Genomic DNA, 12741 nt, shown 5'->3' on the forward strand with positions numbered 1-12741 from the left:
GTCGCGGCCCGGGCTTATATCGGGCATACGCGGTTCTGTCGGGCTTCTCAGCGGGGACTCAGGAAGCTCTCATGATCCGCGGACAGAGTCGTATCCATGACCGAGAGCTTCCGCCGCGAAGGCGAGTACCCCCAGGACAACCGCCACCAGCAGCCCGCCCCCTTCGGCGAGGACTGGCAGCGCGGACGTGACCGGCTGGCCCACGAGGCCTCGTACCCCCCGCCGCCCGCCTACCCCCCGGCCCCCGCCCCGGGCTGGCACGAGGCGCACACGCCCCCGGTGATCCAGGGCGAGACCGTCCCCCAGCCCGTCCCCCAGCCCGGCGCGGGCGCCGGTGACGGCGGCAACGGCGGCTGGGCCACCTGGGGCGAAGCCCCGGCACCGGCCCCCGCCCCGCAGGGGCACGCCCGGGCCAAGCGCCCCGTCGCCCTCCTCGCCGCCGTCGCCCTCGCCGCCGCCGTGATCGGCGGCGGAACGGCCGCGGCCGTGCAGCAGTACCTCGGTACCGCGGGCGGCAACGGAACGGGCGTCAACGGCAGCCCCATCTCCCAGTCGAACAACGGCACCGTCTCCGGCGTCGCCGAGAACGTCAGCCCCTCGGTCGTCCGCATCGACACCAGCACCGCGTCCGGCCAGGGCACCGGCTCCGGCATCGTGATCACCGAATCCGGCGAGATCGTCACCAACAACCACGTCGTCGACGGCGCCACCAAGATCCAGGTGACGATGAGCGACGGCAAGAAGTACAGCGCCAAGATCGTCGGCACGGACCCGGACAAGGACCTGGCCCTCATCAAGCTCGAGGGCGCCAAGGACCTCAAGCCCGCCAACCTCGGCGACTCCGACAAGCTCAAGGTCGGCGACGAGGTCGTCGCCATCGGCTCCCCCGACCGGCTCACCGGCACGGTCACCAGCGGCATCGTCTCCGCGCTGAACCGCGAGGTCAACGTCCCCAAGTCCGAGCAGCAGCAGTCCCCCCAGGGCGGCTTCCCGTTCTCCTACGGCGGCCAGCAGTTCAACGGGAACACCGGCTCCAACACCACCTCGTACAAGGCCATCCAGACCGACGCCTCCCTCAACCCCGGCAACTCCGGCGGCGCCCTCGTCAACATGAACGGCGAGATCGTCGGCATGCCCTCCGCGATCTACTCCCCCTCCAGCGGCGGCTCCAGCGCCGGCAGCGTCGGCCTCGGGTTCGCCATCCCGGTCAACACCATCAAGGCCGACCTGTCCTCCCTCCGCAACGGCGGCCCCGGCGGCGCGGGCAACGCGAACAGCGGCAACAGCGACTCCGGCAGCGCCGCCAACGGCTTCGGAACCTCGTACTAGGGCCGCCCCGTGCGAGCCTGGTAGGACCGACCACCACCCCCGGGGGAGAGCGACATGACCACCGAAGGCGACCCGCAGCGCATCCTCGTCGTCGACGACGAGCCGGCCGTACGCGAAGCCCTGCGCCGCAGCCTCGCCTTCGAGGGATACGGCGTGCAGACCGCCGTCGACGGGCTCGACGCCCTCGACAAGGCGGCCTCGTACGCCCCGGACCTGATCGTCCTCGACATCCAGATGCCCCGGATGGACGGTCTGACGGCCGCCCGCCGGCTGCGCGCCGCGGGCAGCACCACGCCCGTCCTGATGCTGACCGCCCGCGACACGGTCGGCGACCGCGTCACCGGACTCGACGCGGGCGCCGACGACTACCTGGTCAAGCCCTTCGAACTGGACGAGCTCTTCGCCCGCGTCCGCGCCCTGCTGCGCCGCAGCGCCTACGCCGCCCCCTCCGACGGCGGCGGCCACCCCGGGGACGACAACGCCCTGGTCTTCGGCGACCTGCGCATGGACCTCGCCACCCGCGAGGTCACCCGGGCCGGGCGCCCGGTGGAGCTGACCCGTACCGAGTTCACCCTGCTGGAGATGTTCCTCGCGCACCCGCGCCAGGTCCTGACCCGCGAGCAGATCCTCAAGACCGTGTGGGGCTTCGACTTCGAGCCCAGCTCCAACTCCCTGGACGTGTACGTGATGTACCTGCGCCGCAAGACCGAGGCCGGCGGCGAGCCCCGCCTGGTCCACACCGTGCGCGGGGTGGGCTACGTACTGCGCGCCGCCGGAGCCGGCGACCACACCGGCGGTCCGGAGTGAGCCCCGCCGCCAGATTCCGCGGGCTGCCGCTGCGCTCGCGCCTCGCCCTGCTGGTCACGGTCGCGGTGGCACTGGCCGTCGCGGCCGTGGCCGCCGTGTCCTGGGTGATGGTGCGGGCGCAGCTGCGCGACCAGCTGGACAGCTCCCTGATGTCCACGAACGTCTCCGCGCAGGTGCTGCGGACCATCCGCGACGGCGCCTGCGTGGACAAGCCGCCGAGCCAGCCCGGCCAGGAGATCGCCGGGAACCTCAACGCGGTCGTGCAGATCGTAACGGCCGACGGCAACCACTGCTGGGTCAGCGGAACCACGACCCTGCCGGTGACCGCCCTGGACAAGCAGATCGCCGCGGGCGGGAGCCGCACGGGCGCCCTGCACGACGCGACCACCGCCGACGGCACCGAGATGCGCGTCTACACCCGGACCGCGCAGGCCCAGCCGGGCTCTCCGGTCTTCGGGATCTCCGTCGCCAAACCGCTCGCCGACGTGGACAAGCCCCTGTCCACCCTGGCCTGGGTGCTGCTCCTCGTCTCCGGCATCGGCATCGTCGGCGCGGGCGCGGCCGGCCTGTGGGTGGCCCGTACGGGGCTGCGCCCGGTCGACGAACTGACCGGCGCCGTCGAGCACATCGCCCGCACCGAGGACCTGACCGTACGGATCCCCGACGAGGGCGACGACGAGATCGCCCGCCTGTCACGCTCCTTCAACTCCATGACGGCCGCGCTCGCCTCCTCCCAGGAACGCCAGGCGCAGCTGATCGCCGACGCCGGGCACGAACTGCGCACCCCGCTCACCTCGCTGCGCACCAACATCGAGCTGCTCGCGCGCAGCGAGGACACCGGCCGGGCCATCCCGCCCGAGGACCGCAAGGAGCTGCTGGCCTCGGTCAAGGCGCAGATGACGGAACTGGCCGCGCTCATCGGCGACTTGCAGGAGCTCTCCCGCCCGGACGCGGCCTCGCCCGGCCCGCTGGGCGTGGTGGCCCTGCACGAGATCGCGGGCACCGCGCTCTCCCGGGCCCGGCTGCGCGGTCCGGAGCTGGAGTTCCACTCGGACATGGCGCCCTGGTACGTGCGCGGAGAGGCGGCGGCCCTGGAGCGGGCGGTCGTCAACGTCCTGGACAACGCGGTGAAGTTCAGCCCGCCGGGCAGCACCGTCGTGGTCTCGCTGCGCGCGGGCGAGCTGACCGTACGGGACCACGGTCCCGGCATCCCGGCCGACGACCTCCCGCACGTCTTCGAGCGGTTCTGGCGCTCCCCGTCGGCCCGCGCCCTGCCCGGCAGCGGCCTGGGCCTGTCCATCGTGGCCCGTACGGTGCTGCGCGCGGGCGGCACGGCCGAGCTGCGGGCCCCGCGGGACGGCGGGTCGGGCACGGAGGCGGTGCTGCGCATCCCCGGCGCCCCGAACCCGCCGCCGACCCCGCCGCTGCCGCCGCCCCCGGCCCGGCCGTCAGTTGTGCCGGATCAGTGAGGCGACCAGCCCGGAGCGGGTGTTGGGGAAGTCCATCGGGACGATCCCCAGCCCGGTCCGGCCGGCGAGCTCCGAGCCGTCGACGAAGGAGTGCACCTGCGGGTTGAGGCGGTCGGAGTTCCAGCGCGGCGGCAGGGCCGCGGCGGTGCTGGTGTAGTTCATGAAGAACTTCCCGGGCTGGGTCGCCGCCTTGCGGAACTGGTCCTCGATCTTGCCCCGCTTGGCGAAGGGCTCGGCCATGTAGTCGTCCTGGATGTCGAAGACGTTGCCGTCGCCGTAGCGCAGCCCGCCGGGCAGCCCGCCGTTGTCGGGGAGCAGCAGCACCTTGCCGCGCGCCTGTCCGAGGGTGGGCACCGAGTCGGCGATCTTGAACAGCGGCCGCCAGCCCCGGTTGTCGAGGTAGTCGTCGAAGACGGCGCGGAAGGTGGCGTCGCTCTCCTCTGAGTACTCCTGCTTGAGCCGCATCAGCACGGTCTCGGAGGGGTGCGCGGCGAGGAAGTTCCAGCAGGCGACCAGGACGTCGCCGAACATCAGGTTCTGGTAGTACGCCGCGTGGTGGATCGCGAACGATCCGCCGGTCACCCGGCAGCGGACGTCGAGGAACCGGATGCCGGAGTCGAGCTGCTGCGCGATCGAGGTGTTCTGGCAGGCGACGTAGAGCCCGCCCCGGGTGGCGCCGGAGTCGTGGGTGCCGGGGAGGGTCATCCGCTGCAGTGCGGTGGAGTCCCCGATCCCGGCCATCCAGTCCTGGGTCCCCAGGGTGCTCGCGGAGGCCGGTGGGACCGCCGCCGCGAGTCCCGCCGCCGCGCCCGCCGCCATCGCCCCGACCAGAAATGTCCGACGATCCAGTGCCATGCCCGCCCCTTTGCCGACCCGGTGATGGGAACGGAGTATGGCGTGCCGGACCGGGGTTTACTACCCGTCGGTAACGCTCATCTTTCGAGCAACTCCGCCATGGTGCGCAGCCCTTGGGCCAGTTCGCGTCCCGTCGGCGCCTGCTCCGGGTCCGTCAGGGCCTGCACCATCACCCCGGTCAGCAGGGCGATGTGCACCGACCCGAGGGCCCGTACGTCCTCCTCCGCGACCTCGCTCTCGGGGACCCCGGACAGCTGCGCGGCCACCATGCGCCGGGACCGGCGTTGGCCCTCGGCGAGGATGGCGAGCAGCTCGGGCGCGGACTGCGCGTGGACGAAGGCCTCGACGTTGGCGATCCAGAGCCAGCGCATGTCGCCGAAGTCCCGGATCTTGCGGTCCCAGGTGTCGGCGTACCGCTCCGCGGCGGTGTCCCCCTGCCCGGCGAGCCGCCCGGAACCGGCGGCCCACTCGTCCATGGCGGCGAAGAGGGCGAGGTTGAGCAGGGCCTCGCGGGAGCCGAAGTGGTAGCCGATCGCGGCCATGCTCACCTTCGACGCCGAGGCGATGTCGCGCACGGTCGTGCGCAGGTAGCCCTTCTCCTCCAGGCAGCGGCGCGCTCCGGCCAGCAGGTCCTCGCGATTTCCCATGCCGGGATCGTAGCCGCGCCCTCTCTTGGGCAACCGCCCAAGACGTTTGTATTGCGCGCTTGCCCAAATCCTGGCAGGCTTCGGATCAGACACCGCGGGACACGGGCGGAACACACCGTCGCCGCAGGACCAGCAGGGGAGAGCAGAACCATGCGCAACACGCTGACCATCGAAGGCCGCACGCTGTCGTACCTGGACTTCGGCGGCCCCGGCCGCCCCCTGCTCGCCCTGCACGGGGGCATGTCCGAAGGCCTCGCCTTCGCCGGACTCGCCCAGGCCCTCGGCGACGAGTGGCGGGTCATCGCCCCCGACCAGCGCGGCCACGGCGACTCCGACCGGGCCCCCGACTACAGCCGCGCCGGCTACGTCTCCGACGCCGTCGCGCTCCTCGACCACCTCGGCCTCGACGCCCCCGTCGCCCTCCTCGGCTACTCCCTCGGCGGACTCAACGCCGTCCACCTGGCCGCCGCCCACCCCGACCGGATCTCGGTGCTCATCGACGCGGAGGCCGCGCTGGAGGTCGACCCGGCGGACGGCGCGTGGACGGAGTTCCTCCGGGACATGCGCTACACCGCGCCCACCCGCGAGGAACTCCTCGCCGCGGCCGGGCCGGTGGGCTCCCAGTTCGTCGCCCAGGCCCTGCGCCCGCTCCCCGACGGCGGCTGGCGGCTGCCGTTCCACCCGCAGGACATGCTCGACTCCGTCGAGGCCTGCCGCGGCGACCACTGGGCCGCCTGGCTCGCGAGCAGCTGCCCGGCACTCCTGATCCACGGCACCCGCAGCGCCTCGCTCCCGCAGGCGCAGGCCGACGCGATGGTCTCGAAGCGGCCCGGGACCTCGTACACGCCCCTGGACGGCGAGCACTTCCTGCCCTTCACCGACCCGGAGGGCTTCCACGGTGCCGTCCGGACCTTCCTGGCCGGTCTGCGATAACGCCGAAGGGGCGGCGGGCCGTCACGGCCCACCGCCCCTCGCGTACTGGCGTACGTACTACTTGATGACCGCTTACTTGATGACCGTGATCCGGTCCGCCACCGGCGGAGCCAGCGGCGCCGCCGCCGAGGAGTGGCCGGTCAGGTAGGCGTTGAAGCAGTCCAGGTCGGATGCGCCCACCAGCTTGTTCTTGTGCTCCTTCAGGACGGTGAAGCCGTCACCGCCGCCCGCGAGGAACTCGTTCATCGCGACCCGGTAGGTCTTCGCCGGGTCGATCGCCGCACCGTTCAGCTTCACCGAGTCCACGACGATGCGGTCCGCGCCCGCCTTCGTGGTGTCCAGGGTGTAGGTGAGGCCCTTGGAGATCTGCAGGATCTTCGGGTTCGGGCCGTTGACCGGGCCGCTGACCTGCTGCTGGAGCGCGGTGACCAGCTGGGCGCCGGTCAGGTCCACGACGTTCATCATGTTGGTGAACGGCTGGACCGTGTACGACTCGCCGTACGTGACCACGCCGTCGCCCTCACTGCCCGCCGCCTTGTAGGCGAGGTCGGCGCGGATGCCGCCCGGGTTCATGATGGCGAGCTGCGCGCCGCCCTTGGCGGCCGGGGACAGCGCCTCGAGCTGCGCGTCGGCGATCACGTCGCCGAGCGGCTTCTCGTAGGCCTCCGAGCCGCGGCCGGAGATGTCCGCGGTGATGTAGCCCATCGGACGGTTCGCGACCGGCGCGGCCAGCGCGTTCCACCGCTGGATCAGCGCGGTCAGGTCCGGGGCCTTGGGCTGGGTGCGGTTGACGACCGTCTGGACCGGCTTCGGAGAGCTGACCGGCGTACGGACGATGTCCTTGGTCCTGCGGTCGTACGTGAGCGTGGTGTCCGTGAACAGCCGGCCGTAGGAGGCGGCCGAGGTGACCGTGCGCGGGTTGCCCGCCGGGTCGGGGATGTTGCACGCGTACGCCTGGTGCGTGTGGCCGGTGACCAGGGCGTCGACCTTCGGCGAGACGTTCTTCGCGATGTCGACGATGGCACCGGAGATCCCGGCGCCGGCGCCCGGCACGTTGCAGTCGTAGTTGTACGCGCCGCTCGCGGGCAGGCCGCCCTCGTGGATCAGCGCCACGATCGACTTCACGCCCTGCTTGTTCAGCTGCTCGGCGTACTTGTTGATCGTCTCGACCTCGTCGCCGAACTTGAGGCCCTTGACCCCGTCGGCGGTCACGACGTCCGGAGTGCCCTCCAGGGTGACGCCGATGAAGCCGATCTTCACGTCCCCCTTCTTCCAGATGAAGGTGGGGTTGAGCATCGGGCGCTTGGTCTTCTCGTCCACCACGTTCGCGGCGAGGTACTTGAAGTCGGCGCCCTCGAAGGTCTTGCCCTTCTCGAAGCAGCCCTCGACCGGGTGGCAGCCGCCGTACTGCATGCGGCGCAGTTCGGTCTTGCCCTCGTCGAACTCGTGGTTGCCGACGCTGGTGACGTCCAGGTCGAGGTCGTTGAGGGCCTCGATGGTCGGCTCGTCGTGGAAGAGGCCGGACAGCATCGGGCTGGCGCCGATCATGTCGCCGGCCGCCGCGGTGACGGAGTACTTGTGACCCTTGCGGGCCTCGCGCAGGCCGGTCGCCAGGTACTCGACACCGCCCGCGGGTATGGCTTTGGTGGTGCCGTCTGCCTGACGCTCACTCACGTTGCCCGAGGAGCCCTGCGGGGGCTCCAGGGTTCCGTGGAGGTCGTTGAAGGACAGCATCTGCACGTCGACGGTGCGGCCGTGGTCATGGCCGCCACCGCCACCACTCGCGGCACCGGCCGGCAGTGCGGCGGCGACCATCGCACCGGCCGCCGCGGTGACGGCGAGAGCGGTGAGGGTCAACCGGCGGGCTCGGCGGTGCCGTTGTGGCGTCGCTGACATTTGTTCCCCTTTGTGGACAGCGATACGACTTGGGAGGTTCGCCGCAGCCTATTGTCAACGCGCGTAGCGCGACAGGGGGTATGGGGTATCGAGCTGGTTACATGCGCAAGACAGCCCGGCGGACGGACCCCACGGCAGACCACTGCCGGGCCGCACCCTGACGGGCCCCCGCCGGGGTCGTAGGCTCGCCCCATGACTGACGACGCAGCAACGGCCCCGGAGCCGGGACGGCAGATCCAGACCCTCGACGAGCTGACGGAGGAGCAGGCCGACGCCGTCCTCGCCCTGATCGAGGACGCGGCCCGCACCGACGGCACCACCGCCGTGTCCGAACAGGGCCGCCTCCAGCTGCGCGGCGGAGCGCGCGAGGGGATCCGGCACTTCCTGCTCACCGAGACGGGCCGGCTCGCCGGATACGGGCAACTGGAGGACACCGACCCGGTGGAGGCCCCCGCCGCCGAGCTCGTCGTCCACCCCTCGATGCGCGGCCGCGGCCACGGCCGGGCACTGGGCACCGCCCTGCTGGCCGCCTCCGGCAAGCGGATCCGGGTATGGGCCCACGGCGGCAAGTCCGCGGCCCGCCACCTCGCGCAGGTCCTCGGCCTGACCCTGTTCCGCGAGCTGCGCCAGCTGCGCCGCCCGCTCGGCGGAGCCGGCACCGACGCGGCCCCGCTGCCGGAGCCGGTCCTGCCGCCGGGCGTGACCGTACGGACCTTCGTGCCCGGGGCCGACGACGCCGCGTGGCTCGCCGTCAACGCGGCCGCCTTCGCCCACCACCCCGAGCAGGGCTCGCTCACCCAGCGGGACCTCAACGACCGGATCGCGCAGCCCTGGTTCGACGCCAAGGGCTTCTTCCTCGCCGAGCGCGACGGCGAACTCGTCGGCTTCCACTGGACGAAGGTCCACGCCGAGCAGCAGCTCGGCGAGGTCTACGTGGTCGGCGTACGCCCCGGCGCGCAGGGCGGCGGCCTCGGCAAGGCCCTCACCGCGATCGGCCTCCACCACCTCGCGGCCGCCGGCCTGCCCACCGCCATGCTCTACGTGGACGCCGACAACCCGGCGGCCCTCGCCGTCTACGCGGGCCTCGGCTTCACCACCCACGAGGTCGACCTGATGTACCGCACGGAGAGCTGACCGTATTCCAGCCCCGCCAGCGCGCACGTGCCCGCGGACGCCGGCCAAATCCAGCCCCGCCGGCGTTTGAGGCGCGGGGTCTGGGGCGGAGCCCCAGGGGCCCCGGGCGCAGCCCCCGGGGCCTGGGGCTCCGCAGCCCCGTATCCACCGCCACCCGTCACCCGCACGGCGCAAGCCGACAGGCAGCCGCCCTCCCGGCCCCCGGAAGCCATACGCCATTAACCGCGCATTAATGCGCGGTCGCGAAGCTGACCCCATGCAGCCCCGACTCCGACTGACGGCCGACACTTCCGACGCGCCTGTCCTGCCGCGTGCGCGGAAGAATGGAGTCATGAGCCACAAGCCCAGCGCCAGCCCCACCGAGGTCCCCAGCCAGCAGCCGTCGCACACGTTCGCGTCGCCGTCCGCACCCACGGCAGCGGACATCTCCGCCTCCGTGGCGGCCGCCGCCGCCACGCCCGAGGCCGTGGCCGCGCGCGCGGCCACCGGCGCACACGCACGCCTCGGCTCCATAGCCGCCCACCGCCCGCACGTCGATCTGGAACCGGATCTCGACGCGGACCTGGACGCCTACGACGACAAGGACGGCGGTGAGCTGCCCCCGGGCCGCTTCCTGGACCGGGAGCGCAGCTGGCTCGCCTTCAACGAACGGGTGCTGGAGCTCGCCGAGGACCCCGCCACCCCGCTCCTGGAGCGGGCGAACTTCCTGGCGATCTTCGCGAGCAACCTCGACGAGTTCTTCATGGTCCGCGTCGCCGGCCTCAAGCGCCGCATCGCGACCGGGGTCGCCACCCGCTCGGCCTCGGGGCTGCAGCCCCGCGAGGTGCTGGACCAGATCTGGACCCGCTCCCGTGAGCTCATGGCCCGCCACGCCGCCTGCTTCCAGCAGGACATCTCCCCCCAGCTCGCCGAGGAAGGCGTCCACCTCATCCGGTGGCACGACCTGACCGAGAAGGAGCAGGCGCGCCTCTTCACCCTGTTCCGCAACCAGATCTTCCCGGTGCTCACCCCGCTGGCCGTGGACCCCGCGCACCCGTTCCCGTACATCTCCGGCCTCTCGCTGAACCTGGCCGTGGTCGTGCGCAATCCCGTCAGCGGCCACCGCCACTTCGCCCGGGTCAAGGTCCCGCCGCTCCTCTCCCGCTTCCTGGAGGCCTCCCCGCAGCGCTACGTCCCGCTGGAGGACGTCATCGCCGCGCACCTGGAGGAGCTGTTCCCCGGCATGGAGGTGCTCGCGCACCACATGTTCCGCGTGACCCGCAACGAGGACCTCGAGGTCGAGGAGGACGACGCCGAGAACCTCCTCCAGGCCCTGGAGAAGGAGCTCATGCGGCGCCGCTTCGGCCCGCCGGTCCGCCTCGAGGTCGAGGAGTCCATCGACCCCGGCGTCCTGGACCTCCTCGTGCAGGAGCTCAAGGTCAACGCCTCCGAGGTGTACCCGCTGCCCGGCCCCCTGGACCTGACCGCGCTCTTCGGGATCGCCTCGCTGGACCGGCCGGAGCTGAAGTTCACGAAGTTCGTCGCCGGCACCCACCGCGACCTGGCCGAGGTCGAGTCCGCGTCCGCCCCCGACATCTTCGCCGCGCTGCGCGAACGGGACGTGCTGCTGCACCACCCCTACGACTCCTTCTCCACCTCGGTGCAGGCCTTCCTGGAGCAGGCCGCCGCCGACCCGGACGTCCTGGCGATCAAGCAGACGCTGTACCGGACCTCCGGCGACTCCCCGATCGTGGACGCCCTGATCGACGCCGCCGAAGCCGGCAAGCAGGTCCTCGTACTCGTCGAGATCAAGGCCCGCTTCGACGAGCAGGCCAACATCAAGTGGGCCCGCAAGCTGGAGGAGTCCGGCTGCCACGTGGTCTACGGCCTCGTCGGCCTCAAGACCCACTGCAAGCTGTCGCTCGTCGTCCGCCAGGAGGGCGACCAGCTGCGCCGCTACTCCCACGTCGGCACCGGCAACTACCACCCCAAGACGGCACGGCTCTACGAGGACCTCGGGCTGCTCACCGCCGACCCGCAGGTCGGCGCGGACCTCTCCGACCTCTTCAACCGGCTGTCGGGCTACTCGCGCCGCGAGACCTACCGCCGGCTGCTCGTGGCCCCGCGCTCGCTGCGCGGCGGCCTGATCTCCCGGATCGACAAGGAGGCCGCCCACCACCGGGCCGGCCGCCCCGCGTACGTGCGCCTCAAGATGAACTCCATCGTCGACGAGGCGCTCATCGACTCCCTCTACCGGGCCTCGCAGGCGGGGGTGCCCATCGACATCTGGGTCCGCGGCATCTGCGCGATCCGCCCCGGGGTCCCCGGGCTCTCGGAGAACATCCGGGTCCGCTCGATCCTCGGCCGCTTCCTGGAGCACTCCCGGGTCTTCGCCTTCGGCAACGGCGGCGAACCCGAGGTGTACATAGGCAGCGCCGACATGATGCACCGCAACCTCGACCGCCGTATCGAGGCACTGGTCAGGGTCGCCGACCCGGCCCACCGCGCGGCACTGGACCGGCTGCTGGAAACCGGCATGTCCGACGCCACCTCCTCCTGGCACCTGGGCCCGGACGGCGAGTGGACCCGGCACAGCACGGACGGCGAGGGCCAGCCGCTGCGGCACGTTCAGGAGATGCTCATAGACGCCCGGAGGCGCCGGCGTGGCTCAGCCAAACCATGACCCGACCGCGATTACGGCAGGTGACGTGCTCGGCGTCTACCTGCGCTCGCAGGCCACCGCTTTCCTACGGGGACTGCGCCTACACGATGAGGGCGCGGCGAGCGGGCCGGCCGAGGGCACCGAGGCGGCGCGCAGCCTGCGGGGGGCCGCGCGCCGCATCGCCTCGTCCCTCTCCACCTTCAGAGCGGTGGCCGACTCGGCCTGGGCGGACTCGCTGCGCACCGAGCTGGTCTGGCTCTCCTCGACCCTGGCCGACGAGCACGCGTACGCCGCCCGCCTGACCCGGCTGATGGACGCCCTGCACCGGCTGTCGGGCTCCCCGGAGGTCCCCGCCCCGCGGGGCGGCGCCTCGGGCTCCCTCACCGTGGGCTCGGCGCGCGCGGGCGCCCTGCTGGAGCGCCAGCTCACGCTGTCGCGCACCCGGGCCCACTCGGCCACGCTCCAGGCGCTGGGCTCCTCCCGCTTCCACGCGGTCGCGGACTCGGTCGCGGTGCTGGCCTCCGAGGTCCCGCTGGACGCGGTCGCGGCCCGGGGCCGGGTGGACCAGGTGCTGGTACCGCTGACGGAAGTGGCCGGATCCCGCCTGTCCGCGGCAGTGGCCTCCCTCCCCGCCCCCTGCCCCGCGCACCCGTACAACGCGGACCACGACGGCCCCTGGAACGAGGTGCGCCGCCTCCTGCGGGTGCACCGCTACGCACGGGAGGCGCTGGGCGAGGACGTGGCCCGGCATGCGGCCGCGGGCGAGGCCCTGGACCGCCACCGCGACGCGGCGGAGGCCGCGGCGGCCTCGGCCACGGCCGCGCGCACGCCCCGTATCGCCCCCGCGACGGCCTACGCCCTGGGCATCCTGCACGCGGACCAGCGCCACGAGGTCGAGGCCTCCCGGCTGACCTTCCACCACATCTGGCAGCCGAATTCCGGCCACGCCGTCCACGAGGCCGAATCCGGTCACGTAACGGTAACGGCAAGATAACGTCGGATTACGGCAGGGGGTGGAGCCGTCCGGACA

Annotated in this window: 10 protein-coding genes; 7 read left to right on the forward strand and 3 right to left on the reverse strand. The window is 72.3% G+C overall.

All coding sequences use genetic code 11. From position 1 onward, the window contains the following. The first annotated feature begins 96 nt into the window (after positions 1-96). The 3 genes from OG490_RS17320 to OG490_RS17330 are packed head-to-tail and all read left to right on the forward strand — an operon-like array spanning position 97 to position 3605. Positions 97-1329 (forward strand): S1C family serine protease, encoded by a 1233-nt coding sequence (locus tag OG490_RS17320; protein WP_330297205.1) that lies wholly within the window; start codon positions 97-99, stop codon positions 1327-1329. 54 nt (positions 1330-1383) lie between these two features. Further along, positions 1384-2136, forward strand: coding sequence for a response regulator transcription factor (locus tag OG490_RS17325; protein ID WP_330297206.1), 753 nt, complete (start codon positions 1384-1386; stop codon positions 2134-2136). Continuing rightward, a complete protein-coding gene (locus tag OG490_RS17330; protein ID WP_330297207.1) occupies positions 2133-3605 on the forward strand; it encodes a sensor histidine kinase in 1473 nt (490 codons plus the stop codon). Before OG490_RS17325 ends, OG490_RS17330 begins: the two co-directional genes overlap by 4 nt. On the opposite strand, the gene OG490_RS17335 is transcribed toward OG490_RS17330, so the two are convergent. Together OG490_RS17335 and OG490_RS17340 are read right to left on the reverse strand one after the other, a co-directional pair. Next, complete coding sequence (locus OG490_RS17335; RefSeq protein ID WP_330297208.1) at positions 3585-4460, reverse strand: phosphatidylinositol-specific phospholipase C; 876 nt, start codon at positions 4458-4460, stop codon at positions 3585-3587. The two genes, OG490_RS17330 and OG490_RS17335, sit on opposite strands and share 21 nt — an antisense overlap. A gap of 77 nt (positions 4461-4537) precedes the next feature. Then, the gene (locus OG490_RS17340) at positions 4538-5107 is read right to left on the reverse strand and encodes a TetR/AcrR family transcriptional regulator (protein ID WP_330297209.1); all 570 of its coding nucleotides are present in this window, start codon (positions 5105-5107) and stop codon (positions 4538-4540) included. Positions 5108-5257: 150 nt separating this feature from the next. Between OG490_RS17340 and OG490_RS17345 the strand changes: the two genes are divergently transcribed. Next, on the forward strand, positions 5258-6040 hold the full coding sequence (locus OG490_RS17345) for an alpha/beta fold hydrolase (RefSeq protein WP_330297210.1): 783 nt from the start codon (positions 5258-5260) through the stop codon (positions 6038-6040). A 72-nt stretch (positions 6041-6112) separates the two neighbouring features. Here the strand turns inward: OG490_RS17345 and OG490_RS17350 are convergent, their stop codons facing one another. Further along, a complete protein-coding gene (locus OG490_RS17350) occupies positions 6113-7936 on the reverse strand; it encodes a bifunctional metallophosphatase/5'-nucleotidase (protein WP_330297211.1) in 1824 nt (607 codons plus the stop codon). A gap of 192 nt (positions 7937-8128) precedes the next feature. Here OG490_RS17350 and mshD point away from each other — a divergent pair, with 192 nt between their 5' ends. From mshD to OG490_RS17365, 3 genes are all read left to right on the forward strand, one after another. Beyond that, complete coding sequence (mshD, locus tag OG490_RS17355) at positions 8129-9070, forward strand: mycothiol synthase (protein WP_330297212.1); 942 nt, start codon at positions 8129-8131, stop codon at positions 9068-9070. A gap of 331 nt (positions 9071-9401) precedes the next feature. Further along, positions 9402-11732, forward strand: coding sequence for an RNA degradosome polyphosphate kinase (locus OG490_RS17360; RefSeq protein WP_330297213.1), 2331 nt, complete (start codon positions 9402-9404; stop codon positions 11730-11732). Further along, a complete protein-coding gene (locus tag OG490_RS17365; RefSeq protein ID WP_330297214.1) occupies positions 11713-12705 on the forward strand; it encodes a CHAD domain-containing protein in 993 nt (330 codons plus the stop codon). The genes OG490_RS17360 and OG490_RS17365 overlap by 20 nt, the downstream gene beginning before the upstream one ends. The last annotated feature ends 36 nt before the right edge of the window (positions 12706-12741 follow it).

The sequence above is a fragment of the Streptomyces sp. NBC_00503 genome, assembly GCF_036346895.1.
Classification (GTDB): Bacteria; Actinomycetota; Actinomycetes; order Streptomycetales; family Streptomycetaceae; genus Streptomyces.